We start from the raw sequence: 22,797 nt of genomic DNA on the forward strand, positions 1-22,797 counted from the left end.
TTCCTCTGTTATTCCGTCATCAATGTTCCGGCGGTAACCGGTTCAGGAGTTATCTCCTCTCTGAAAACAGCACCTGATTTATCTGTCTGCGATACAGATCCGGCAAAGAGGGCCATGATGACCATCGGCGCAATCAGTGCAATAATTCCTTTATGATATTTCATCTGTTTCATCTCCGTATAGATCTGTTATATTGTCAATGTTTCAGTAATTTTCGTGGACATTAATTGATTTAGTTGCCTTTATTCAAGACTTATTCTGATTAGGATAATCAGTGCTGCTGTGGCACAGAGGTCAGGGACAATCTGGAAAATTCCGATGTAACCCGGAAATCCTCCAAAGAGAGTTATTATTGCCGGGTTTGAGGTTATGGCATACATGCCAAGAGCAAAGATAACAGCCATAAGTCCCAGGGTAAAGGAACTTTTTACCTTCCTGTATATTCCGGCGTAGATCATGAAAAGCGGGAATGTCAGTCCGAGATTCAGGGCTGAAACAAAGGTCTTCAGGTAGATATACATCCCATCTCCCTTCTTATTCATCTCCTCACCTGGATGGTTTTCACCCGGAATTATGGGCATATTACTGTCCATGTTTTCAGGATTTGCAATCCCGGAAATAATGGGCATGCCAGCACTTCCGGCCAGGATTATGACCTCTGAAATGAGGATGATTAAAATAATTATGCTGTTATTTTTCATCCTTTCATCCTTCTGCAACTAACTGTACCACTATTTTCCGGGCTGATCTTTCATCTGACAAGGCGGACGTAGTTGTCAATTCTTATCGCATCGCCCTGTGGGCCGTGGCCCTCCGGATATTCTGATGCGTCGCCCGTCTTTGGATCACTCCTCTGAGCTCCTGCACCATGCACATCCTGCCACTTACCGTCCAGATATCCCATTGCTCTGCCGAATGAGACATATGACGCATATCCACCTTTTCCATTCGATGTTTCATGGGTTGTTGAGGACCAGAAGTACGGGTAGTCCGTCTCTCCTGCCTCGTTTGTAATCTCTGTGCATTCAAATACCGGGTCGATTGCAGCAGAGTCTGTTGTGTCGGGTGAGCGTGAGTAGTCCACTATGCTCTGGAGCTCTTTTATATCCGGAAGCCTCCAGTCGCTGTATCCGAGATAGTTCTCAGCGTTTTTGGTCTGGACCCATGCAAGTGCCTCTTCCCAGTTCATGCCTGTGCCACTGTCTGACTGTGACCATGTAAGGCCGGTTGCACTGTCGGTTATGGTGCCGTTGCTATTGTCCGAGAAGTTATTAATTCCGTAATCGGGGTTGCCCCTTACACAGGTTACAAAGAATGTCTTTGCATTTCTGCCTGATGACACACAGGATGGTCCCGGCATAGTAAGGCCATAACCCTTTATTCTGCCATCAGCGAAATTGACCCCGAAGAGAAGGCTGTCTTCATATACATACAGTGTATCTGATGCGTACTGGGAGTCAATGATACGCTCACCTGCATCTGTATCTCCGTATGTGAAACTGAAGTAATCTGTATCAATAAATGGTGTCAGTTCTGAGGTGTCCGTTCCTTCAACTCCGCTGGGGTCAGTTCCGCTGAAGTCTATCAGTGAGTACTGCTCTTTGATTGTCGGAAGTCGCCAGTCGCTGTATCCTCCATAGCTTACCTGATTCAGTTCATCAGGATAGGTTTTTGCTTCTTCAAGTGTGAGCTTGTCGTCCGCTGTTATGGAGCCGTCAACATTGTTGTCAGGAGATCTCTGCCATGTCAGTCCTGTATTTAAGTCATAGACTGTAAGGCCGTCACTGCTGGTCTCGTAAGCCGGCTGATTGCCTGGATACTGAGAATCCTGGCCGTAGAATGCCTCTCCTTCAGCCGGACAGGTGATCTCTTCAATGTTATTGAAGCATTTTGTCTGCCCTGTATCAGCTACAGTGTATGTGGTACTGCCTGTTGCAGCAGTGGTTTTTGTAACTGTGCTCTCAGAAGCAGAGTCTGATGTTTTTTCATCTCCGGAATCAGCCTCTTCTGCTGATGGTGATTCTGTCTGTCCTGAATCTGTCTGCGATATACATCCGGCAAAGAGAGCCATTATGGCCATTGCTACTATGATGAGTGCAATAATTCCCTTATGATATTTCATCTCTCTCTCCCCTCTGCATAGAGTTGTACTTTGGAGTAGTGATAAGGAAATGCCGGAATCACTTCCTGATTATACCCAAATTATACCCAAATCTCCGTATGGGGTGATAAAAAAGAACGGCAAAAAAAGGATTATTCAAGGCTGATTCTGATGAGGATTAAGAGGGCCGCAGTGGCACAGAGGTCCGGGATTATCTGGAATATTCCTACGTAGCCCGGAAATCCGCCAAGGAGGGTTACGATTATCGGGTTTGATGTGACAGCATACATGCCAAGTGCGAAGATTACCGCCATCAGTCCAAGCGTGAATGAACTCTTTATTTTTCTGTATATTCCGGCGTAGATGATAAAGAGCGGGATTATCAGGCCGAGGTTTATAAATGAGATCAGTGTTTTTATCTGGATATTTTCTTCCTTTATTGGTGGTTCCATGTTTCCGGTGTTTTGTGGTTGTTCCGGATTATCGTCTGCTTCATGATGGGGCATCTTAACAAATGAAGGAATGGTAAAACCTGCAAACAGAATTGCAATCACTGAGATGGTAATTATTAAGATAATACTGTTATTTTTCATTACTCTGTTTCTCCCTTATTATCATCCGGAATTTCAATCTGTCTCCAGATTTCTATGAATTCATCATATTTTTTGTTTAATCCTTCTGACAGAAAATACATGGTGCCATATCCCTCTCCTACCTGTGTGATGAGGTTATTTTTTTTCAGGACATCTAAATGGTGGCGGATGGTCTTATAGTCCAGACTAAGTGTCTGTGTCAGCTGGTTGGCATTGTATGGCCTTTTATGCAGGGCAATGATGATTCTGGCACGGTTTACGCCTCCTTTAGAACCGGCTATCAGCCACCACAATACCTGTTTCACTTCAGCACTCCTGAAAAATCCCCGGACAATTTTTTACTGGTTCCTTTTATCCGGTTTTGCTTTATTTGGTTTTTATTTATTAAATGTTGATTTTTCCGGTTATAACATCTTCTCTATTTTTTGGCAGGACTGATCTGTAAATTTTCCGGCTGAATTTTGTTTTGCTAAGATTCTGGTCGGTAATAAATAGGTTTTTTGTGCGGTTGTAATTTCTCAGGTGTTCTGTTTCCTGATGGTATAAATGAGTAGTAATTTATATTTTCAGGCTGACTTTCTGAATTTTCATCAGGTCAAATATTGTTATGTACTCGACATTAAATGTCTCACATATATTCGGTATTTTTACTTTTTTTGTTCCCGGCCCTGCTTTTGTTTCATGGGTTACAACAGCATAATCGCCGGTCATTGCAGTAGCAATCAGCCAGGGATCGGCCCTTGAGAGGAAGAAGTTTTTGTTCTCGCGGCTGAATCTCTTGTTGTTTGTTACGTAATTTGTAACTTCTCTCATTTTATCCTGAATCTCCCGGTCTGCTTCAATAAAGCAGTTTAAAGGAAATTCTGAGATCCATTCCTTCAATTCATCATCATTTTCAGTGATCTCATTTCTGACTTCGCGTATTGTCAGGAAAGACTGTTCTTCTGTAAATATTTCCAGCCAGTTCCAGAATCCCGGAGCAATTTTAAATGAATAGTATCTGTTCTTCGCTTCGATGAATACATTTGAATCCAGCAGATACTTCATATTCAATATCCCAGCCTTCCTGAAAATTCCTTAAGGCTCTCTGCATTTCTTATACCGAGCAGCCTGAAGGCATCACGGTAGAGCATCCGGTTGGAATTTACTTCCGATATTACAGCCAGAGCAAGGTTTCTTCCGGTTTTAAACCTCCTCAGCAGATGGGGATCAGGGCCGCCACGCTCTTTTCTTCTCTTTTCCTTCATTGCCTCAATGCGGGCTATTTCCTCTGAGTATAACTTCTGTTTCTCGTCACAGCTTATTAAGTTCAGTTGATAAGCACGGTAGACACATACAAGCCTGCTGACTTTAAGCCTGAGCCGTATATTGTCCAGATTTTTATCTATGCTCTCTTTTTTATTCCAGATGTTTATGAACTGTTCTTTTGGTGTAAGGAACTCAGCAGCAACCTGGTTACACCATCTCTCCTGTGGGACTGAATGGTTAATTTCGAGTGTATTGTCCAGAACTCCGCTGACTCCTATTAGCAGGTGCGCTATCTCATGGATCAGGGTGAATGTCCGGGCGGGTTTTGCATCCCTGCCGTTAATGAAGATAATTGGTGCATATCTGTCTGAGAGTACAAATCCCCGGAATTCTTCTTCGTCCAGAGGGCGGCGGGTATTGTTTTTGAGTGAACTGTTGACGATTACGGTAATTCCTGCATCCTCAGCATGGTTTAGGAGGTAACCAAATGCCCTTTCCCAGTCACGGCACTTCAGATATTCGTCCTCATCAATTCTGAGAATTTTCTTAATATTCTTTGCAGTTAGTTCTGGATCTGAATTTATGTCATATTTCCCGATATATTTTAGGGGTTCTGAATCTTCTGCGATTAGGTAATCACGATACCACTCCTGTTTAAGTCTGGCATCGCTTATGGTCTCAAGAAGTTCGGCGCTTGGTTTTATTATGTCTTCCAGACTGTGTGTCCTGAAATCTGCTATTGGAAGTTCATCTTCCGGGGGATTGTCTGCAAATAGGAGACCATAGGGGACGAGTGATATCTTTGAGAGGGATCTGGCTTTTGCTACTGTTATTGCAAGCTCTCCGGATTCCCATTTTTTGACTTTTTCTGTGTTCGTTTTAAGTTTCTCTGCCAGTTCTTCTATGGACAGTCCGGCCCTTTCTCTTGCCCACTTAATCATCTCACCCTTTATAATAGTCTCCATTTCTCTCTCCTCATCTGGTTTCATTGTATTTTCGCTGCAAAGTTCTCAGTTTTTGTTGTGAATTCAACATTGGATATTAATTTATATTAGTATTTCCTGGAGTTTGATCTTTGGTCCGGGCAGTTTTTAATTCAGCAGTCTGATGAGGCAAAACTTACCGGAAAGGAATCTCTGTTGTCAGAATGATCATTGTCCAAAGTTAATGGCGGGAAACGGATCATCATGTGGCATTTGTTTTCTGATCTGGTTGTGCCCTGTGATGAATAATTATATATTATAGCATGTTTTTGTAATAATTATGGCAACATATAAGCAAATTATGGGTTGGGTTAAAAAAAATTATGGAATTTCCGTTAAAACATGTTGGATTGCGAACATTAAAGAGGATGTAGGTTTGAAATTAAGGAAGGCACCAAATAGAATTGACTCAAATAAAAGGAAATATTCATGCCCCCCGGAAAAAAGAGACTTGATAATTGAAGCTTTTAGACATTTCAGGATGATTTAATGTCTGCAATTGCACTGATGAAAATCAATTAATATATTTTTTAGGTGTTGCTTTGTCAATTTATTTGGTATGCAATATTGTCTGCGTTTTATGCAGTTGTCGAGAATATTTCTTTTTCTCCCGACACCCAATATCTTTAAAAACAGAGTACAATATTAATACAGATGTCCTCTCTGAATTCTCCGGCTGAAAATTTAACAGATTCAGGTTTATCGGTTCCGGATGATAATCAGGATTCTTTCAGTCTGATTGATCTGGCTATAGATCTATCTTTAAAGCATTCAGCCGGAATTTCAATAGATGAGAGGAAGAAGATAGGGCAGATCTTCACTCCCAAAGAGACGGCAATGTTCATGGCAGGATTTGTCAATATTAATCCCGGTAAAAGCAATATTTCCGGTTGTGATAACAACTCTGGTATGGCTGAATTTTCTCTTATGGATCCGGGATCCGGAACCGGAAACCTGCTCTCAGCAGTATGCCAGAGAATACTAAATGAAGCTTATTCTCCGATGAATATCAGGGTTGATGCCTTTGAGTGTGACACTTTGGTTATTCCCTCTTTAAAACAGGTTCTTGATAGCTGCCGGAACTCTCTAGAGGCAGAAGGACACAGGTTTCAGTTTAATATCATTGATGAGGATTTTATACTTCATAATGAGCAATATCTTGAAAAAGGCTCTTTGTTCCGGGAAGAAAATCTCTTCTACTACGATGCAGTAATCTCTAATCCACCGTATTACAAGATTAATAAACAGTCCTCTCAGGCTGCAATAATGAAGGATTTCTTATCCGGTCAGCCGAATATTTATGGCCTTTTCATGGCTCTTTCAGCCCATATGGTGAAAGATTCCGGAGATATTATATTTGTCACGCCCAGAAGTTTCTGCTCAGGGTTGTATTACAGAAAGGTCAGGAACTGGTTCATTAAAAATACCTGCATTCACTGGATACATAATTTTGAGTCAAGAAAAAACCGGTTTTTAAATGATTCCATTCTTCAGGAGAATGTAATAGTTCATGCAGTTAAAACAAAGGCTGAAATGTGCCATTCCTCCCTTATCAGCAGTTCATATGACAATCTCTTCACTGATGTTCATCAGATAGCAGTGCCTTACAAAGATTTGATCTTTAACAGAGATGATGAAAACATTATCCGGATTCCAACTTCAGAAACAGAACTGAAGATAATTGAACTTGTGGATTCATGGAAATACACCCTGAGTGATTTTGGGCTTAGGATGTCAACCGGCCCTGTGGTTGATTTCAGAACAAAGGAGAATCTGAGGGAAAATTATTCCGAAGGGAAAGATGCCCCTCTTCTCTGGATGCAGAACCTTCAGGGCGAAGAGATAATCTGGCCTGTTGAAGGATTAAAAAAGCCTCAGGCCATTGAAGTAAATCCAACAACTGATAGTATTCTTCTGCCTGTGAAAAATTATGTCCTGATTAAGCGTTTTACTTCTAAAGAACAGAAGAGGCGTCTCTCTGCAACATCTTTACTCAAAGAAGATTTCAGTAATTATGGCATGATCGGTTTTGAAAACCATCTGAATTATATTCACCGGCCAAAAGGTTCTCTCTCTGAGGATGAGACATTTGGACTAACTGCCTTCCTGAATACAAAATTAATAGATCTCTATTTCAGGGCAATGAATGGGAATACACAGGTGAATGCGTCAGAAATTAATATTCTTCCCATACCGGAGATCTCTTTTATAACTGATATAGGATCAAAATTCCGGGAGTTAAAGGAGATTTCACTCGCAAATCCGGATGAGATAGTTGGAAATATCCTTGGAATAGATAATGATCTGATTAAAAGCCTGAAATACAGGAGTTAATACAATGGCAAAGACTGATGAAGCACTTGAGATACTGAATAAACTTGGTATTCCAAAGGCACAGTTAAATGATAGATCTGCACTTACCCTTCTTGCAATTGTTGGTTTGAAAGAGGGATCAGACTGGGGCAAAGCCGTTCAGAGATCAATAATAATTCATGATATTATGAATTTTATCCGGGAAAATTATCATGTGGATTATGCAGAAAATTCAAGAGAAACTATCAGAAGGCAGACAATCCATCAGTTTGAACAGGCTGGTCTGCTGATTAAAAATATTGATGATCCAAAAAGACCGACAAACAGCCCAAAGACAGATTATGCCGCAACCAGAGATCTGCTGAATGTTCTTCATAGTTATGGTACAGATGAATTTGAGACTTCTGTGGATGACTTCATCTTAAATAATGGCAGGCTTGTTGATGCCTATAATAAAAGAAGACGAAAACATCAGTTAACTGTAAACACTGAGGGTGTGGAACTGAAGTTTTCTCCCGGAAAACACAATCAGCTTCAGGCTGACATCATTCAGAAGTTAAAGCCGGAATTTTTCAGCGATGCAGAACTTCTCTATGTCGGTGACACTTCTGATAAAATGCTTTATCTGAATGAAGATCTGATCCAGAGACTGAAATTCCCTGTAACTAAACATGACAAACTCCCCGATGTCGTATATTATGAAGAGAAGAGGAATCTGTTATTCTTAATTGAGGCTGTCACCTCACACGGGCCGATGACACCCAAGCGGATGACTGAGATTGATGAAGCTTTAAAAGATCTTGACAGTCTGAAGATATACATGACTGCTTTTCCGGATAAGAAGACATTTAAACAGCATATCTCTGATATTGCCTGGGAGACCGAGGTCTGGATCTCTGACAACCCGGAGCATATGGTTCATTTCAACGGCCCTAAGTTCCTGACCGGAATTTAATATTATTCCTTTATCTGAATATTTATTCTTCATGAAGTACTTATATCCCTCTCCGGCAATGACTGGAAAAGTGAACAGGTACACAACAAATGCCCACGCAATATATATCCCTGTCGTCAATAATATACCATCTCTTATCATCAGGATTCATAACGGCGCACCATCATCCTGAATATACCACGTAAACCCAAAAGTTATGTTCCCTGCCGGAAAACTTCACTGTGGTTTAATTATGTTGATCTTGAACCGTATCATCTTTATTTACCTTTTGGCTCCATCAGATTTCCGTGGAATAACTGCATGCTGCATCCATCCTATTAAGTATTTTCCTGTCCCATTATAACCAGAATTATGTCTTCAATTGAGGAGCAGATACGGGAAATAGAGGATGAAATTAAAAATACAAAATACAATAAAGCGACATCACACCATATCGGCCGCCTGAAGGCAAAAGTTGCACGGCTCAGGGACGATGCCGTTACAAGGGCAATGGCCTCGGCCGGAGGCGGCGAAGGATACAATGTTAAGAAATCAGGTGACGGAACAGTCGTTCTCGTTGGTTTTCCGTCAGTCGGTAAATCAACACTCCTGAATCAGCTGACAGGTACAGAGAGTGAGACCGCCGGTTACGCCTTCACCACAGTATCCGTAATTCCGGGTGCGATGGACTATAAAGGGGCAAATATTCAGATTCTGGATATCCCCGGACTTATCGCCGGTGCAGCAATGGGCAAGGGCCGTGGCAAAGAGGTAATTGCGGTTGTCAGAGGTGCTGACCTTATCCTTCTTCTGGGCGATGTGTACAACGAAAAGCATGTCAATGTCCTGATTAAGGAACTGCATGATGCAGGTATCAGGCTCAACAAGGAAAAACCTGATATTACCATCAAAAGGACATCAAGCGGTGGAATAAGGTTCAACTCAGTTGGCAACTCCGATCTTGACCTTGGAGAGATCAGGGCAATCCTGGCAGAGAACAAGATAATGAATGCCGATGTTCTGGTCAGGGGCAGTGTCGATCAGGATGACTTCATAGATGCCATGTTTGGCAACCGTGTCTATATCCCCGCCTTCTTCTCCATCAACAAGATTGATCTCGTTGATGCTGAGACGAGAAAGGAGATCAATGATGATGTCACAGACAGGTTTGGCCGTCCGCCGGTTATGATCTCAGCCCACAGCGGCTACAATGTTGAGGAGTTAAAGGACTCAATCTATGACAACCTCGGCTTTATCAGGATCTACTTAAAACCTGTCGGGGGCAAGGCAGATATGGAAGAGCCTTTAATCATCAGAAAGCCCGCAACCGTAGAATCGGTATGCAACAAACTTCACAGGGATTTTGTAGAAAAGTTCAGGTATGCCAAGGTATGGGGTGACTCAGTAAAGCACGATGCCCAGCGTGTAAGCCTCTCCCATGATTTATGTGACGGCGACATTCTGACAGTTGTGGTAAGGGCATAAATTCAGACATTCTGAATTTGACCACATAATCATAAGTTAAAAATAATTTTTTTCGCCGGAAATCCAGCCATTTTCTTTTTTAGGTCAGTCCGGTATGTTTTTCATGACTAAAATCTCAGGCTTTTCTGCTGCTTTATTTATTTTCAGGAAATGTTCAGCGCCTCTTTGAACCTGTAACGTCAATCTCAGCTTTTGATTTGAAGTGAATTTTAAAAAGTGTTCCTACCTTATTCCCAAAGGGATCATTGACCACCATTGCTCTCACAGCTGCGTGCCTGTATCCGTTTTTGGTTGTCTTAATTGCAATATTTGCTTTTCCGCCAAAGAGTATGCTCTCCCTGACCACATTCATATAGGTGTCCATCACCGGCTCATGCGTCTTTGTGTCATAGAAGAGAATAAATTTATTTATTGAATTCATCAGCACCCGGCTCTCGTTCTGATTTATCATATGCTCGGCATAGGGGTTCATAAAGATGATTCTGCCTTTATCGTCCAGCAGAAAATAGGCATCAAGTTCAGCTATAGACTGGCATGCCAGAATTCCGGTTTTGTTATATACAAAATTATTGGATTTTTTCAGAATTGCATCATTTTTAAGCGCAATCTCAATATTGACGCAGAGTTCTCCGGCATTGAACGGTTTTGAGAGGAGGCATGCAGCACCTGCCGACGTAACATCGTCCGGCAGTGTCATGATGTTCTCTCCGGAGATGAAGATAACCGGGATATTGAATAGTGATGTGATATATTTCGTAGCGGTAATTCCGTCTATCTGCCCGTCAAGGTTTACATCCATTATAATTATCTTCGGGAGGTGCCTGATCGCTTTTTTAATGGCATCCTCACCCTTTGAAACCTTGTCAATTACCAGGTAATCCTTCTGGTTGAGATATCCTTCAATCAGTGAGGCAATTACCTCATCGTTCTCAACAATCAATACCTCTTTTAATCCTGTATTGTCTGAATATATTCTGTTTATTGAAATCCCCATCCTTAATTTACAGAATTTTGATCTGCTTAATATCCGCCCCTCAGGAAAGTGAAGTGTTCAGCCTTCCTGTTTATATGAAGTTAAGCAAAATATTTTGTGTTCCTGTAATGATATTGCTGTTTACATTATTATTGAACTGCCTATTTAATGTAAGGATATTTGGATGCCGGAAGTTTTAACCCTGGCACAGTATTTCTTTTATCTCCTTTAAAGGAGCATCTGTTTTAATTCCTGTGCCTGCATAGTGAACCCTTGAGGCTTTCCACCCGGAATTTTTCAGTTCTTCAATGACTAAATCAATGGCCTTTGGCGATACTCTCCAGGTCTTTGCAAGCCTGTGGTAGTCGTAAAATGTTGATGTCGGCAGTTCATTCAGGCATGTGTCAAGCAGCTTTTCTATCCGGTTTTTAGCGCCCAGCTCGGTCTCCGGCAGAATTTCCGCCATCTGCCTGATAGTTTCGGTATCAGACACTGCTCCGAGCCACAGAGGGCCTGCCGGTGTGAGTTTTGCACCGCAGTCCGGGCAGGTTCTTCTCTCCGGCAAAACTGCGTGCTCTTCCTCTCTGTACGGACATTTCGGGCACTGGTGGATATATCCCAGATTTTCAAGCGCCTTATCTGCCCTGCCTGCACCATTTGTCATCTTAAGGTGTATTCTTACAAAATGCTCCCTTGCAAATGAGAATAACGGTTCAATGCCCCTGTCATACTTTGCAGCCTCCCTTAGTGCATATCCGAGAAGAATTCTGAGGCCCACCTCGCTGTGGTAATCGGTATTCAGCGGCCTTGCGGCATACCTCCTGATTCCGGCTTTCAGATGTGCACCGCATAACGGTGCAGTATCGGTTGCAGTGGCGAATAAAAACCTTTTTGCACTGCCTGAGGCTGAGTCCAGAAACGGTGCCGGAGAACCAAATGGATCGACATCAACCGCATCAAACCGTCTCTCATTCATTATGACCTTCGCATCCGAATGAACGACCTCAATATTGCGGCAGTATGTCTCACTGTTATACTTAAGAAGTGCGACTGCATCTGAGTCCTTCTCATTGATGGTGGTCTCAATGCCACATTCGTGAGCTGCGCGAAAACCACGCACACCTGTTGCTCCCATCGCGTCAAGGTATGTAACGGGAGAGAGGCATTTCATCAGTAAAACGGTTATGTCTCTGTTAATCTCCATGCGTCTGTTGAAGAAAACAGGCGCAGTTCCGGGCGGAAATTTCTCAGTATCATCCTGTTTCGGCACCAGAAATCTGGTGGTGCCTTCTGTTACTTCAACAAGATCCATTGTATCCTAAAAAGTTATAATTAGGAAATCTTATACCTTATCCTGTACAATCTATGTAGGCACAGAGCGTGTGTCATTTATGTGGGTTTGTGGCCTAGCCTGGATATGGCGTTAGCCTCCTAAGCTAAAAGTCAGGGGTTCGAATCCCCTCAAGCCCGTAACTTTTGTATCTCTGTTTTCACTGTCAGTTATGGCGTTATTTTCCTTTTCATTCACTTGCCGGATGATACTCTGTTCTGGTTTTTATGTGAAAAAAGAAGTTACATTAATCTGATTTCTCTCTGATTATTATAAAGTAATATGAACAGCGGATATATAACGATCACAAGGCCGGTAAACTCGCTATTCGCCGGTTTTGCGGTTCTTCTCGGCATAATTATTGCAAAGGGCACAATTCCGGGTGTTAGTCCGGCTGAATACCTCATACTGATACCTGTTGTGGCAATGATAACTGCTGCGGGCAATGTCATCAATGACTATTATGACCGTGAGATTGATGCAGTAAACCGCCCTGAAAGGCCGATTCCCTCCGGAAGCGTGAGCACAAAGGGCGCTCTTGCATACAGTATAGTTCTCTTTGCAGCAGGTATTACCCTCTCAGTTTTTACAGGTTATCTCTGTCTGATTATAGCCTCCGTAAATTCTCTTCTTCTTGTGCTCTATGCAATGAAGCTTAAGGGAATTCCGCTTGCAGGCAATATCTCAGTCTCCTACCTCTCTGCAAGTATATTCCTCTTTGGTGGTGCACTGTACGGACTTTCCGGTCTTCAGAATAACCTTCCTGTAGCTATAATAACCTTCTTTGCAATTCTTTCAAGAGAGATATTTAAGGATGCTGAGGATGTCGAGGGTGACAGGGCTGGTGGTGTGAAGACACTTCCGATGTACACCGGAATTTACAGGTCGTCAGTTCTGGCTTTCATCTTCGCTCTTATTGCAGTTATAGTCAGTCTGATGCCGGTTTTCAGGTGGTGGGGTGTCTGTTATATTGCCATGATCATAGTTGCCGATGCTGTGATAATGGCCGGCGCAGTTAAGGGTGTTATGTCAGGGGATGACTCCGGCGCTTTAAAAAGATCTGGCGCAACCGGGATTTTAAAGAGCGGAATGTTTCTTGCAGTGGTGATTTTCATCATATCTGCCCTCCTGATAGGGTAATATTAATACAAATTGAAAAACCATTTTAATCAATGAAGATTTACCGGGACGGAAATACTTACATTGCACCAAAAGGGGCATATTTTGAGGGCAATGTTAAGATAGACGGCGATTTTATTGTCCCGCCCTGCACCCATTTCTGGGGGAAGCTTGTTGTGGACGGAAGGCTTGAGCTTGGCTCTAATTCAAGCGTAGGCTCACGTATAACCTGTCGTGATGCTGTAATCGGCCCTGGCACCGAGATAAAAGGCCCTGTCAATGTCTCCGGCAGTATTACAGTATGTGACAGGGCTAAACTATCCTCAATATATGCGGGCGGCGATGTGATTTTAAGGCCCGGAATTGAGGTGGGGGATGTAAAATGCGACGGCACCCTCTTTGTCTATGGGAAGGTTAAATCCGGAAAATTATTCGGCAGGCAGGTAAAGGTGCTGAGGGCTGATGCCATTGCCAATAATGATTTTCCGGAAGAGATTACTCCTGACTACTGAGAAGAGCAACTTCAAGCAGGTCATTCCAGTTCATGGTTGTCTCAACACACCCGTCTGTTGCAGTTAATACACCCATGCCGACAATTGTCATTTTATCGGTAAGTTCAAGCCCCTCTTTGACCTCCATGAGGCATCCTACACCGATTATTCCCTCTGGCCTGTATTTTTTGACCATTCTCTTTATAAGGGTTGATCCCGGAGCAATCCATACTCTATAGCCCAGGTTTTCCAGTTCGTCCATATGTGCCCCTATTTCGCACCTGCCACATCTCCGGCAGACAAGCCCTTCGGGTGTTAAGTGAGCAGGGCACTGTGCATTTCTCAGGCACTGGGGTAGAAATATTGCTCTCTTCTCAAACGGAATTTTGGAGAAGGGCACTGTATTCATCTTATTATGAAGTCTTATGAAGAAAGTGACAAGCTCCTGGTCGTCAAGCCCGAAAAATCTGCATATTCCTTTTGCAAATCCTTCTGTCATCACAAGTCCGGGTTTTAGGATAGTGGGAAAATAAAACTGCTCGTTCTTTATTGAATAAAATGAGATTCCCACAACAAGGAACGAGAGGAAGAACATTCCGACAATTATTATGATTGTGGCCTCACCTATCATTATCATCAGATTCTGCCATATTGAAATGTCGGATAACATATTTACAAAAAACTGGTATTTATTGGTTTAAATATCTCTTCGTCCGGGCAGGAGGTCAGTTCTCTCAAAAGGCGGTTTTAATACTCCCTTTTCAGTAATGACTGCTGTAATAAGATTCATCGGTGTAGGATCAAAAGCGTAGTTTAATGCTTCAACACCATCGGGCATGAGCATCTTATCGCCGCAGAATGCAAGTTCATCCCTTGCCCTCAGTTCTATCTCAACATCAGCTTCTGAGAGTTCTGAGTCAAATGTTGAGTACGGTGCGGCAACGTAGAACGGGATATTGTGGTGCTTTGCACAGACTGCATGCATGTATGTGCCTATCTTGTTGAAGACTGCGTCATCGGTTATCCGGTCAGCACCAACGATTACTGCATCAATCACGCCCTTTCTCATAAGCATTGCTGCTGATGAGTCTGTGATTGTCTTTACCGGAATGTTGTCCCTTGAGAGTTCAAAGGCTGTCAGGCGTGAACCCTGGTTTAAGGGCCTTGTCTCACATGATATGACTGATACTTCCTTTCCGGCTTTGCAGGCTGATCTTATCACTCCAAGAGCCGTTCCCCATTCTGAGCATGCCAGTGCTCCGGCATTGCAGTGTGTGAGCACAGTGCATTTATCCGGGAGAAGTTCTGCACCGTTTTTTCCTATCTCTCTGCACATGGCAGCGTCTTCATCACCGACTGCCTCTGCTTCGCTAAGTGCGGCTTTCTGTATCTCTTCAGGGGTACTGCATGCTTCTGCTGCCTTAAGCACTCTCTCAATGCCCCATGCAAGGTTTACTGCTGTCGGCCTTGTGGCTTTCAGTATCAGAGCGTCCCGTCTGAGATCTGCTATAATTCCGGAGGCATCGCTGCTCTCTGATATCGCTGCTGAGAGGGCTATGCCAAGCCCGCCGGCAACACCAAGAGCCGGTGCACCTCTCACCTCAAGTCTTCTTATCGCTTCTGCAAGCTCCTCAACCGTGCTGCATGATTTTATTCTGTATTCTGCCGGAAGTAGTGTCTGATCTATAAGGGAGATGCTTTTGCTCTCATAATCCCAGAATATTGTTCTCTCTGTCATAAATAATCAAAAAAATTATGCCTTTATGGCATCTATGAATGCCTTCATTGCGGCGGCTTCGCCCTGCATGACGCTGTCAGGTATATCTTTTGGTGAGAGGGCTGTGCCGGCTATGTATATGCCAGGTCTGTTTGATGTCACCGGATTTAACTTTAGATCGGGAGATGCAAAGAATCCGCTCTCGTCTTTCTTCAGGCCGAGAATGTCTGCAAGCCTCTCTGCACCCTTTGCAGGCTGCATTCCGACTGAAAGTATTGCAAGGTCAGGATTTAGGTTTAGGATCTCCCCGGTTTCGGTATTCTCAACCGGAATTGTGATCTCACCTTTTGGGTCGTCGATTATCTCACCCGGAATTCCGCGTATGAACTCTATGCCAAGTTCCTTTGCCCGTTCATAATACTCTTCATACCCTTTGCCGTAGGCTCTGATGTCCATGTAGAGCATTTTGATGTCAAGTGAACGGTCCTTCTCTTTCAGAAGAATTGCATTCTTTATGGCATACATGCAGCAGACACATGAACAGTATGGCCTTCTCAGTGGTATGTCCCTCGATCCCACACACTGAATGAATACTATGGATTTGGGTGTTTTTCCGTCTGAGAGTTTCTTAAGCTTTCCGCATGTCGGCCCGCTTGCGCAGATCATCCTCTCAAATTCAAGGCTTGTGATCACATCCGGAATTTTTAGGTACCTGAGTGATCCCTTTTCGATGGGATTGAAGGTCTCAAATCCGGTTGCGACAACGATGGCAGATACATTGATGGTGAACTCCTCACGTTTGTCCTCATCTGTGTGAAGGACAGCTTCCGGGCCGCATACATCATAGCACATGCCGCATTCTATGCAGTGTTCAGCGTCCCTGACTACGATATTCGGGACTGCCTGTGAATGTGGTTTATAGATGGCCTTTCTGACACCAAGTCCTGCATCATAGCGGTTGTAAACCTCAACAGGACATGCCTCTATACAGTCGCCGCATCCTGTGCATTTTACAGGGTCTATGTAACGCGGCTGTCTTATCAGGGTGAGGGTGAAATTACCTGCTTCACCATCGAGGTAATCGACCTCGGTCATGGTATGCAGGATGATATTCTCATTTCTCTCTGCATCCACCATCTTTGGTGAGAGTATGCACATGGAGCAGTCATTTGTCGGAAATGTCTTGTCAAGCTGTGCCATGTGGCCGCCGATTGTAGGCTCACGCTCTATGAGGTGGACCGTTATGCCGTGGTTTGCAAGGTCAAGGGCTGCCTGAATGCCGGCAACGCCTGCGCCTATTACAGCAACTTCATTCATTGGCGTACCTCTCTGCAAGGGCGATGTACACCTCTGCATTTCTGACAATGCCTGCCTTTTGCTCTTCAGTCAGCTCTTTTATCACTTTTCCGGGGACTCCCATCACAAGTGATCCGGGAGGGATTATTTTGTTCTCGGTTATAACCGCACCTGCGCCTATTATTGTATCTTCACCTATTTCTGCACCGTTTAGGATTACTGCCCCCATTCCGACAAGTACCCTGTCATTAATCGTGCAGCCGTGCACTATTGCGCCGTGGCCTATTGTGACGTTTCTTCCTATTATTACGGGGTGTTTATCTGATACATGGACCACGCAGTTGTCCTGTATGTTTGAACCGTCACCGACTGTTATTGAATCACTGTCTGCCCTGAGAACTGCGCCGAACCATATTCCGGTATTCTCCCCAAGGGTGACATCTCCTACAATTGTGGCATTGCCTGCCACAAATTCAGCAGAGTTTTTCGGAGTATCACTACTCATAATAGTGTATAAGTTGACCTTATGGTTCAATGAAGGTTATGGTAGGGGGAACTTTTGATCCCCTTCACGATGATAATTAAAAATTAATATTTTTGTGGGATGATGGCCTGATTTTTATCAAAACGCTGTTAGAAATGCAAATAAAAGAAAAAAACCTATAATTATTGTAAGTCCGGTTATCAGGGTAATTAGCAGTATTGCTGCGAATGCTGCTTTTTTTGTGGAAATTTCATGAAGTTCGCTGATGCCGATTATCTGGACGAAAATTCCGTAGAAAGCAAAAAATATTCCAATTACAGGTATCCATCCAAGTAAAAATCCCGGTGTTGAGGCATATGCAATAGATTTAAATGTCTGTTCAATACCTTTTCTTCCGCCTACAATTAAGATGAGGGGGTGTAGTATGATACCTATTAAGAAGAATAAAACAATCCAACCGACAATTCCATAGAAGATGCTTAATATGTCAAAATATGTTACAGTTTCGACAGGTAATGCTGGGTTGAGTGACTCCCTTACAGGATCCAGTCTGAAGTAGTTTATAATTCCGGATAAAACCGAGTATATCACAATTAATATGATATAGTAGAGAAAGGCATCTCTAAAATTTCCGTCTTTTACATTTTTGAATGCTTCTGCAGGTCTGAGGATGAATGACCTGAGTTTTGCCGGAAAATCTTCATGCATAAAAGGAAAGTGCCTGTATTTTATTTAAATAAGGTGGATTTTCTTTGTCCTCCGGGATTCATCTGATTGCGTGTCTAAAATGAATCCGGAGATTTGGGATATTCTGCGCCGGAGTTGACATCTCCTACAATTGTAGCATTTTTTGCCACAAATTCAGCAGAGTTTTTCGGAGTATCACTACTCATAATAGTGTATAAGTTGACCTTATGGTTCAATGAAGGTTATGGTAGGGGGAACTTTTGATCCCCTTCACGATGGTCATAAGAAACTGCTGAGTAGATCTTTTGAGATCGCCGGAGAGAACGGTTCTGTGACAGTCGGACTTACGGCTGATGGTTTTGCAAACAGAAAGACGCATCCAATAAGGCCGTTTGAGGTGAGGAAGTCTGAACTTACGGAGTTTCTGGACTCTGCCGGTTACAGGAGCCGGTATGAGGTTGAGGTCTTAAATGACAGGTTTGGTTCGGCCCTTGTCTCTGACTTTGATGCCCTTGTTGTCAGTGAGGAGACCTTTAAGACCGGAATGGAGATCAATCAGATCAGAAAGGAGAAGGGTCAGAAGAAGGTGGACATTCACCAGATCACCTGTGTGCTGGCTGACGACGGCAGGTGGATCTCAAGCACAAGGATATGGAACGGCGAGATTGACAATAAAGGGCACCTTGTAAATAAAAAATAGATCTGTTCTGTGGAGAACAATCCAGATATTTTGCTCTTTTACCTTTATGCTGCTATGCCTGTTGCAGCTACAACTGCGAAGACAAAGAAGAGAACTGCAAGTATGATCAGTCCGAAGAGTATTATCAGCGGAATCATTACCGCAACGGTTGCTCTTCCGGTTGAGACTTCCTGAAGCTCCCTGATACCGATAATCTGGACAATTATTCCGTAGAATGCGAACAGTATTCCGATTACAGGGATCCATCCGAGTAAAAATCCCGGTGTTGAGGCGTATGCTACGGATTTGAATGTCTGCTCAAGACCCATCTTTCCGCCAACGATGAGGACGAACAGGTGCAGTACAAGACCTATTATGAAAAATCCTACTATTCCTCCGACAATTCCGTAGATGATGTTCATTATGTCAAAGATGGCCACTGTTCCGGCAGGGACACTTGAGTAGAGCACTTTCATTATTGGATCGATTCTGAAGTAGTTTACAATTCCGGATAAAACCGAGTATATTACAAGCAGTACTACATAATAGACGAGAGCATCTCCGACATCCCCGTTTTTGATATTTCTGAATGCCTCAGTCGGGCTTAGAATAAATGATTTTAACTTTTCTGGAAAATCTTCTAACATAAATTAGAAAGTGTTTGTAATTTATTTAAATTGGGCGGGTGCCTGTTATCCCGTCCTGAGTCTCCATTTAAAGCAGATTATAACCCCATACTTTAAAGAGAAAAGGTTTAATTCCGGATGATATGTCCTATGGTGAAATAATGCAGGAGTTAATGGTTAATTATTTCAGAATGTGGGATTGCTCTTGCAAAGTCTTTCGTGTTATTGGTAACAATTTTTGCTCCGTGCTGGAGAACAATGGCAGCTACAATTTCATCATATTTCCCAATTGGTGTTCCTCTTTTTTCAAGTTCCGCAGAAAGTTCTCCAAATCTGACATAGTAATCATCAGAATGATCAAGTACAACAATAATCCTTAATATTTCATTTATTTTGTTTATAGAATCCCTAATATTTCTTGTTTTATAGGCGCCCTTATACAGCTCATAGACATTTATGAATGTAGTACTTACAGTTTTATCCCCATTTAGAATTTCATCAAGGAATGCCATAGCCCTTTTATGCTTAACACTGTTTTGGCTTCTGATCAAATCAATTAAAAAAGTACTGTCAAGGATGATCATTTAATCCTCTTCAACGCTCCTTGCCATTATATCAGCGTCTTCATCGGAGATTGAACCTATTTTGTCCAGAGCTTTACGGAATTCTTCTGATGTTCTGACTTTTGGAATCAATCGTAAAATAACACTTGAATAGCTCTCATCATCAGTTTTTTTCCATTTATTCAATCTCCCATATGCTTCTTCTGAGAGGCTTACAGTTTTAGATGACATATTATCATATGGATATGTCAGAATCGATAAAAGTTTTGGAATAGTTTATCTGATGAATTTCTATTGGTCTTAGTTTAAGCAAGTAGCAAACATTTTTGCGAGAAGCATGCTGACAGGGAATTAGCCCGGCAACGGAACTATATTGACTGGGAAAAAATAAGATTTACTGTTAATCGGCTACAGGTCCGGATTGCAAAGGCAACGAAAGATGTGCCCCCATCAACAGGTGTAGGCATGCGTGAGTGAACTTCTGTGAAATTTGCACGGTGCGTTTTTGGAAGACGGGGTGGGTGCAATCCCACCCTGTTATTTGACTATAATTTCAAGTGTTATATAATATAACTGACAATATCCCTTGTAATCACATTGTCACAGTAGTGGCATCTGAGAGTTCCGTTCTCAACCTTAAATTTGCTTGGTATTGGTTCGTCCGAATTTGATATACATCCGGGATTCGGGCATTTTATAACGCCGGTAAGCCTCTTTGGAATATGCACACTGAGTTTGTCAGCAACCCTGAAATTCCTTATAATATTTATCGTGGCTTTTGGCGCAATAAGGGCTATCCTGTCAACCTCTTCTTTCTTAAGTTCCCGGTTTGAGATCTTGACTATATCCTTGCAGCCCGAAACCTTGCTCTCCACATTGGTCGCAACAGAGAGGCACTCAGATGTTGTGCCGGTTATACCAAGAATCCGTAAGACATGGAAGGCCTCTCCGGGAGGGATATGATCGATGACAGTCCCGTCACGGATTGGGCGTATCATAAGGCCCTCTTCAGGTATTTTCCCGATCATAATATCGTCTCCTCAAGCATGGCCATCCTGACCGGAATTCCGTTCTCAGCCTGCCTGAAATATTTCGCATAGGGCAGGTTGTCAACCGCAGGATCAATCTCTCCTGCACGGGGAAGAGGGTGCATAAGTATGAGATTCTCCCTCACACCTTCAAGAATTTCCGGAGTGATCCGGTATGAATTTGCAATGCTTGAAAAACTTGCCGAATCGGGGAATCTCTCACGCTGTATTCGTGTGGCATAGAGTACATCAAGCTCCTTAACAGCAGATTCAAGGCTCTCGTGCTCAATGATCTCAAGTCCCTTCTCTCTCAGGTCGTTCATCAGGCTTTCAGGCATCTCAAGTCCCGGCGGTGCTATTGTATGCAGGACAGCCTCATAGTTTGTAAGAGCACATGCGAGGGAATGGGCCGTTCGCCCGTACCTTAAGTCGCCGAGCAGGCCGACATCAATGCCGTCAAGCGGCATATTCTCCCTTATGGTGTAGAGATCCAGAAGAGTCTGTGAGGGATGCTGCCCTGCTCCGTCACCTGCATTGATGACAGGAACGGATGAGAACTCAGATGCCATCCTTGCCGCCCCCTCCTTTGGATGCCGAAGAATTATCACGTCCACATAACTGCTGACGACCCTGATTGTATCTGAGAGCGTCTCCCCCTTTGAGATCGAACTGCCCTCAACGCTGTCAACCGTTATTGCAACCCCGCCAAGGCGGTTTAACGCTGACGTAAAGGACATTCTTGTTCTTGTACTCGGTTCAAAAAACAGCATTGCGGCAATTTTTCCGTCAAGGGTTCTTTTATAGCTCCCTTTTTTATGAATCTCTTCCGCTTTGTCCAGAAGAGAGTCTATATCCTCTCTTCCAAAATCCTTAATTGAGATAATATGATGCATGCGCCTTTCAGTTATTCGTACAACCCCATCGGGTAAATATTGTTCTCAATCACACCGGCATATCCGGAGACCTCCGGGATTGGCAATGCCAAAATAACCCGCAGATATTCCAGGGCATTTTATCAGGTAATGCCGGAACAGTTCTTTAAATCGCTTAAAAAAAGTAAATTTACTTCCGGCAGACTGTGATGTAGCCGGAATGGCAGACCCGCGTTGACGGCCTTGTGCCTCTCTTTGTCCGTGTAAGTTCGCGCCCTATTGTCTCATGGCATATGACTTCAGAGAAGAGACCTTCTGCTGTATCCATCACAGTGAATGTATGCTCAAGAAACGGCGTATATGCCGCAAGGTAACCGCCCGGTTTTAAACATTCATGGGCATGGACAATATGCTCCGGGGTGATGGTGAGGTCATGATGAACTATGTCAAAAACTCCCTTCTCCTCAAGCACATCTCCGGTTTTGACTTCAACATTGCAAAGTCCTGCATCGCTGATGTTCTTTTGGCATACAGAGGCAAACTCCTCCCTCTGTTCCCATGTAACAACGCTCTCTGCAATGCCGCCAAAGTAGATGGCTGCAATGGCACTGCCTGTGCCTGCATCAAGCACCCGATCCTTATGGTTCATTCCCGTATATGCGATGACAAGCCCGATATCCTTTGGAAGCATCGGAGCACCTGTCCGTTTTGCATATGAAAAAAAGTCAGTCGGGCGTGGAATCTTGATCCTGAAGGGATCGCCGAGATGTGTTGTTATTTCATCTCCGGCTTTCTTACCAACAAGTTCGGTAAGTTCCAGAATTCCCTTGTCTGTTGAAAACCTGCCCTCTCCTGCGGTGACAAAGTACTCTCTCTTCTTTCCGCAGAGAAGTATGCGGTCATTTTCTTCTATCATTTAATGTAATATCGGCGTTTATTCTGAGAGTTTGATTATTGCCTCGGCGATGTCGCCGCCTGATGCCTTTAGGGCCTCTTTAGCTTCGTCTTTGCCGACCTGTGCCTGTTCGCTCACAAGTGTGATGTCTTCCTGTGGAATCTCAACCTCGCCCTCTTCAAATCTTGGATTGCCATTGATCTGGTATGTTGTCATGCCCTGCATGGTGGTTGCAACGATCTCAGCATTGTCAAAGACGTAATTGCCTGATTTTGTATAAATGACAACCTTCTCGACATCCTCAATATCTTCGGATTTCATGCCGAGTTTCTTCATCATTGCCTTCATCTGTCTTGGATTTACACCTGGAATCATAATAA

Annotated in this window: 29 protein-coding genes and 1 tRNA gene; 9 read left to right on the plus strand and 21 right to left on the minus strand. The window is 43.3% G+C overall.

From position 1 onward, the window contains the following. Positions 1-8: 8 nt before the first annotated feature. The 7 genes from L6E24_RS11585 to L6E24_RS11615 form a co-directional block, all read right to left on the minus strand. Positions 9-164, minus strand: a complete 156-nt coding sequence (locus L6E24_RS11585; protein WP_257742135.1) for a hypothetical protein — start codon at positions 162-164, stop codon at positions 9-11. Between the two features lie 78 nt (positions 165-242). Continuing rightward, complete coding sequence (locus tag L6E24_RS11590) at positions 243-701, minus strand: DUF8036 family membrane protein (RefSeq protein WP_257742136.1); 459 nt, start codon at positions 699-701, stop codon at positions 243-245. A gap of 50 nt (positions 702-751) precedes the next feature. Beyond that, positions 752-2,122: an Lcl C-terminal domain-containing protein gene (locus L6E24_RS11595; RefSeq protein WP_257742137.1), complete on the minus strand. Its 1,371-nt coding sequence runs from the start codon at positions 2,120-2,122 to the stop codon at positions 752-754. 131 nt (positions 2,123-2,253) lie between these two features. Further along, positions 2,254-2,694 (minus strand): DUF8036 family membrane protein, encoded by a 441-nt coding sequence (locus L6E24_RS11600; RefSeq protein WP_257742138.1) that lies wholly within the window; start codon positions 2,692-2,694, stop codon positions 2,254-2,256. Then, a complete protein-coding gene (locus L6E24_RS11605) occupies positions 2,694-2,999 on the minus strand; it encodes a winged helix-turn-helix domain-containing protein (RefSeq protein ID WP_257742139.1) in 306 nt (101 codons plus the stop codon). The genes L6E24_RS11600 and L6E24_RS11605 overlap by 1 nt, the downstream gene beginning before the upstream one ends. Before the next feature lie 253 nt (positions 3,000-3,252). Then, positions 3,253-3,741 carry a DUF4411 family protein gene (locus tag L6E24_RS11610; protein WP_257742140.1) on the minus strand — a complete coding sequence of 163 codons (489 nt, stop codon included), beginning with the start codon at positions 3,739-3,741 and terminating at the stop codon, positions 3,253-3,255. A 2-nt stretch (positions 3,742-3,743) separates the two neighbouring features. Continuing rightward, complete coding sequence (locus L6E24_RS11615) at positions 3,744-4,931, minus strand: ImmA/IrrE family metallo-endopeptidase (RefSeq protein WP_257742141.1); 1,188 nt, start codon at positions 4,929-4,931, stop codon at positions 3,744-3,746. A gap of 274 nt (positions 4,932-5,205) precedes the next feature. On the opposite strand from L6E24_RS11615, the gene L6E24_RS11620 reads away from it, so the two are divergent. From L6E24_RS11620 to L6E24_RS11640, 5 genes are all read left to right on the plus strand, one after another. Further along, positions 5,206-5,415, plus strand: a complete 210-nt coding sequence (locus L6E24_RS11620) for a hypothetical protein (protein WP_257742142.1) — start codon at positions 5,206-5,208, stop codon at positions 5,413-5,415. 164 nt (positions 5,416-5,579) lie between these two features. Next, positions 5,580-7,259 carry an Eco57I restriction-modification methylase domain-containing protein gene (locus L6E24_RS11625; protein WP_257742143.1) on the plus strand — a complete coding sequence of 560 codons (1,680 nt, stop codon included), beginning with the start codon at positions 5,580-5,582 and terminating at the stop codon, positions 7,257-7,259. A 4-nt stretch (positions 7,260-7,263) separates the two neighbouring features. Next, positions 7,264-8,193, plus strand: a complete 930-nt coding sequence (locus tag L6E24_RS11630) for a BsuBI/PstI family type II restriction endonuclease (RefSeq protein ID WP_257742144.1) — start codon at positions 7,264-7,266, stop codon at positions 8,191-8,193. Between the two features lie 31 nt (positions 8,194-8,224). After that, positions 8,225-8,365 carry a hypothetical protein gene (locus L6E24_RS11635; RefSeq protein ID WP_257742145.1) on the plus strand — a complete coding sequence of 47 codons (141 nt, stop codon included), beginning with the start codon at positions 8,225-8,227 and terminating at the stop codon, positions 8,363-8,365. A 179-nt stretch (positions 8,366-8,544) separates the two neighbouring features. After that, complete coding sequence (locus L6E24_RS11640) at positions 8,545-9,657, plus strand: OBG GTPase family GTP-binding protein (RefSeq protein WP_257742146.1); 1,113 nt, start codon at positions 8,545-8,547, stop codon at positions 9,655-9,657. 154 nt (positions 9,658-9,811) lie between these two features. On the opposite strand, the gene L6E24_RS11645 is transcribed toward L6E24_RS11640, so the two are convergent. Together L6E24_RS11645 and L6E24_RS11650 are read right to left on the minus strand one after the other, a co-directional pair. Continuing rightward, complete coding sequence (locus L6E24_RS11645) at positions 9,812-10,651, minus strand: response regulator (RefSeq protein WP_257742147.1); 840 nt, start codon at positions 10,649-10,651, stop codon at positions 9,812-9,814. A gap of 175 nt (positions 10,652-10,826) precedes the next feature. Beyond that, positions 10,827-11,942 carry a tRNA (guanine(10)-N(2))-dimethyltransferase gene (locus L6E24_RS11650; protein ID WP_257742148.1) on the minus strand — a complete coding sequence of 372 codons (1,116 nt, stop codon included), beginning with the start codon at positions 11,940-11,942 and terminating at the stop codon, positions 10,827-10,829. Positions 11,943-12,025: 83 nt separating this feature from the next. Between L6E24_RS11650 and L6E24_RS11655 the strand changes: the two genes are divergently transcribed. From L6E24_RS11655 to L6E24_RS11665, 3 genes are all read left to right on the plus strand, one after another. Further along, positions 12,026-12,100, plus strand: a tRNA-Arg gene (locus tag L6E24_RS11655). Positions 12,101-12,242: 142 nt separating this feature from the next. Continuing rightward, a complete protein-coding gene (locus tag L6E24_RS11660) occupies positions 12,243-13,100 on the plus strand; it encodes a geranylgeranylglycerol-phosphate geranylgeranyltransferase (RefSeq protein WP_257742149.1) in 858 nt (285 codons plus the stop codon). 32 nt (positions 13,101-13,132) lie between these two features. Next, positions 13,133-13,591, plus strand: a complete 459-nt coding sequence (locus L6E24_RS11665) for a bactofilin family protein (protein WP_257742150.1) — start codon at positions 13,133-13,135, stop codon at positions 13,589-13,591. On the opposite strand, the gene L6E24_RS11670 is transcribed toward L6E24_RS11665, so the two are convergent. The 5 genes from L6E24_RS11670 to L6E24_RS11690 all read right to left on the minus strand — a co-directional run bounded on the left by L6E24_RS11670 (position 13,575) and on the right by L6E24_RS11690 (position 17,775). After that, positions 13,575-14,207, minus strand: a complete 633-nt coding sequence (locus tag L6E24_RS11670; protein WP_257742151.1) for a DUF116 domain-containing protein — start codon at positions 14,205-14,207, stop codon at positions 13,575-13,577. The genes L6E24_RS11665 and L6E24_RS11670 overlap by 17 nt on opposite strands. Positions 14,208-14,267: 60 nt before the next feature. Then, the gene (mtnA, locus tag L6E24_RS11675) at positions 14,268-15,308 is read right to left on the minus strand and encodes an S-methyl-5-thioribose-1-phosphate isomerase (protein ID WP_257742152.1); all 1,041 of its coding nucleotides are present in this window, start codon (positions 15,306-15,308) and stop codon (positions 14,268-14,270) included. Between the two features lie 15 nt (positions 15,309-15,323). Next, positions 15,324-16,604 carry a CoB--CoM heterodisulfide reductase iron-sulfur subunit A family protein gene (locus L6E24_RS11680; RefSeq protein ID WP_257742153.1) on the minus strand — a complete coding sequence of 427 codons (1,281 nt, stop codon included), beginning with the start codon at positions 16,602-16,604 and terminating at the stop codon, positions 15,324-15,326. Then, complete coding sequence (locus L6E24_RS11685; RefSeq protein ID WP_257742154.1) at positions 16,597-17,088, minus strand: gamma carbonic anhydrase family protein; 492 nt, start codon at positions 17,086-17,088, stop codon at positions 16,597-16,599. Before L6E24_RS11685 ends, L6E24_RS11680 begins: the two co-directional genes overlap by 8 nt. A gap of 117 nt (positions 17,089-17,205) precedes the next feature. Beyond that, complete coding sequence (locus tag L6E24_RS11690; protein WP_257742155.1) at positions 17,206-17,775, minus strand: YIP1 family protein; 570 nt, start codon at positions 17,773-17,775, stop codon at positions 17,206-17,208. Positions 17,776-17,989: 214 nt separating this feature from the next. Here L6E24_RS11690 and L6E24_RS11695 point away from each other — a divergent pair, with 214 nt between their 5' ends. Next, positions 17,990-18,454: a phosphopantetheine adenylyltransferase gene (locus tag L6E24_RS11695; protein WP_257742156.1), complete on the plus strand. Its 465-nt coding sequence runs from the start codon at positions 17,990-17,992 to the stop codon at positions 18,452-18,454. A 44-nt stretch (positions 18,455-18,498) separates the two neighbouring features. On the opposite strand, the gene L6E24_RS11700 is transcribed toward L6E24_RS11695, so the two are convergent. From L6E24_RS11700 to L6E24_RS11730, 7 genes are all read right to left on the minus strand, one after another. Beyond that, positions 18,499-19,080: a YIP1 family protein gene (locus tag L6E24_RS11700; protein ID WP_257742157.1), complete on the minus strand. Its 582-nt coding sequence runs from the start codon at positions 19,078-19,080 to the stop codon at positions 18,499-18,501. A gap of 149 nt (positions 19,081-19,229) precedes the next feature. Further along, positions 19,230-19,643 carry a type II toxin-antitoxin system VapC family toxin gene (locus L6E24_RS11705; RefSeq protein WP_257742158.1) on the minus strand — a complete coding sequence of 138 codons (414 nt, stop codon included), beginning with the start codon at positions 19,641-19,643 and terminating at the stop codon, positions 19,230-19,232. Beyond that, on the minus strand, positions 19,644-19,853 hold the full coding sequence (locus tag L6E24_RS11710) for a DUF7557 family protein (protein ID WP_257742159.1): 210 nt from the start codon (positions 19,851-19,853) through the stop codon (positions 19,644-19,646). 329 nt (positions 19,854-20,182) lie between these two features. Further along, positions 20,183-20,650, minus strand: a complete 468-nt coding sequence (gene pyrI, locus L6E24_RS11715) for an aspartate carbamoyltransferase regulatory subunit (protein WP_257742160.1) — start codon at positions 20,648-20,650, stop codon at positions 20,183-20,185. Continuing rightward, complete coding sequence (gene pyrB, locus L6E24_RS11720; protein ID WP_257742161.1) at positions 20,647-21,543, minus strand: aspartate carbamoyltransferase; 897 nt, start codon at positions 21,541-21,543, stop codon at positions 20,647-20,649. The genes pyrI and pyrB overlap by 4 nt, the downstream gene beginning before the upstream one ends. Before the next feature lie 169 nt (positions 21,544-21,712). Beyond that, a complete protein-coding gene (locus L6E24_RS11725; protein WP_257742162.1) occupies positions 21,713-22,438 on the minus strand; it encodes a protein-L-isoaspartate carboxylmethyltransferase in 726 nt (241 codons plus the stop codon). 18 nt (positions 22,439-22,456) lie between these two features. After that, complete coding sequence (locus tag L6E24_RS11730) at positions 22,457-22,792, minus strand: nascent polypeptide-associated complex protein (RefSeq protein ID WP_257742163.1); 336 nt, start codon at positions 22,790-22,792, stop codon at positions 22,457-22,459. Positions 22,793-22,797 lie beyond the last annotated feature (5 nt).

The organism is Methanoplanus endosymbiosus (genome assembly GCF_024662215.1).
GTDB lineage: Archaea > Halobacteriota > Methanomicrobia > Methanomicrobiales > Methanomicrobiaceae > Methanoplanus > Methanoplanus endosymbiosus.

Coding starts and splice junctions, on each gene's coding strand:
- L6E24_RS11585 (WP_257742135.1), bottom strand. CDS start 164: ATGAAATATCATAAAGGAATTATTGCACTGATTGCGCCGATGGTCATC.
- L6E24_RS11590 (WP_257742136.1), bottom strand. CDS start 701: ATGAAAAATAACAGCATAATTATTTTAATCATCCTCATTTCAGAGGTC.
- L6E24_RS11595 (WP_257742137.1), bottom strand. CDS start 2,122: ATGAAATATCATAAGGGAATTATTGCACTCATCATAGTAGCAATGGCC.
- L6E24_RS11600 (WP_257742138.1), bottom strand. CDS start 2,694: ATGAAAAATAACAGTATTATCTTAATAATTACCATCTCAGTGATTGCA.
- L6E24_RS11610 (WP_257742140.1), bottom strand. CDS start 3,741: ATGAAGTATCTGCTGGATTCAAATGTATTCATCGAAGCGAAGAACAGA.
- L6E24_RS11615 (WP_257742141.1), bottom strand. CDS start 4,931: ATGAAACCAGATGAGGAGAGAGAAATGGAGACTATTATAAAGGGTGAG.
- L6E24_RS11620 (WP_257742142.1), top strand. CDS start 5,206: ATGGCAACATATAAGCAAATTATGGGTTGGGTTAAAAAAAATTATGGA.
- L6E24_RS11625 (WP_257742143.1), top strand. CDS start 5,580: ATGTCCTCTCTGAATTCTCCGGCTGAAAATTTAACAGATTCAGGTTTA.
- L6E24_RS11630 (WP_257742144.1), top strand. CDS start 7,264: ATGGCAAAGACTGATGAAGCACTTGAGATACTGAATAAACTTGGTATT.
- L6E24_RS11635 (WP_257742145.1), top strand. CDS start 8,225: ATGAAGTACTTATATCCCTCTCCGGCAATGACTGGAAAAGTGAACAGG.
- L6E24_RS11640 (WP_257742146.1), top strand. CDS start 8,545: ATGTCTTCAATTGAGGAGCAGATACGGGAAATAGAGGATGAAATTAAA.
- L6E24_RS11645 (WP_257742147.1), bottom strand. CDS start 10,651: ATGGGGATTTCAATAAACAGAATATATTCAGACAATACAGGATTAAAA.
- L6E24_RS11650 (WP_257742148.1), bottom strand. CDS start 11,942: ATGGATCTTGTTGAAGTAACAGAAGGCACCACCAGATTTCTGGTGCCG.
- L6E24_RS11660 (WP_257742149.1), top strand. CDS start 12,243: ATGAACAGCGGATATATAACGATCACAAGGCCGGTAAACTCGCTATTC.
- L6E24_RS11665 (WP_257742150.1), top strand. CDS start 13,133: ATGAAGATTTACCGGGACGGAAATACTTACATTGCACCAAAAGGGGCA.
- L6E24_RS11670 (WP_257742151.1), bottom strand. CDS start 14,207: ATGATAATGATAGGTGAGGCCACAATCATAATAATTGTCGGAATGTTC.
- mtnA (WP_257742152.1), bottom strand. CDS start 15,308: ATGACAGAGAGAACAATATTCTGGGATTATGAGAGCAAAAGCATCTCC.
- L6E24_RS11680 (WP_257742153.1), bottom strand. CDS start 16,604: ATGAATGAAGTTGCTGTAATAGGCGCAGGCGTTGCCGGCATTCAGGCA.
- L6E24_RS11685 (WP_257742154.1), bottom strand. CDS start 17,088: ATGAGTAGTGATACTCCGAAAAACTCTGCTGAATTTGTGGCAGGCAAT.
- L6E24_RS11690 (WP_257742155.1), bottom strand. CDS start 17,775: ATGCATGAAGATTTTCCGGCAAAACTCAGGTCATTCATCCTCAGACCT.
- L6E24_RS11695 (WP_257742156.1), top strand. CDS start 17,990: ATGAAGGTTATGGTAGGGGGAACTTTTGATCCCCTTCACGATGGTCAT.
- L6E24_RS11700 (WP_257742157.1), bottom strand. CDS start 19,080: ATGTTAGAAGATTTTCCAGAAAAGTTAAAATCATTTATTCTAAGCCCG.
- L6E24_RS11705 (WP_257742158.1), bottom strand. CDS start 19,643: ATGATCATCCTTGACAGTACTTTTTTAATTGATTTGATCAGAAGCCAA.
- L6E24_RS11710 (WP_257742159.1), bottom strand. CDS start 19,853: ATGTCATCTAAAACTGTAAGCCTCTCAGAAGAAGCATATGGGAGATTG.
- pyrI (WP_257742160.1), bottom strand. CDS start 20,650: ATGATCGGGAAAATACCTGAAGAGGGCCTTATGATACGCCCAATCCGT.
- pyrB (WP_257742161.1), bottom strand. CDS start 21,543: ATGCATCATATTATCTCAATTAAGGATTTTGGAAGAGAGGATATAGAC.
- L6E24_RS11725 (WP_257742162.1), bottom strand. CDS start 22,438: ATGATAGAAGAAAATGACCGCATACTTCTCTGCGGAAAGAAGAGAGAG.
- L6E24_RS11730 (WP_257742163.1), bottom strand. CDS start 22,792: ATGATTCCAGGTGTAAATCCAAGACAGATGAAGGCAATGATGAAGAAA.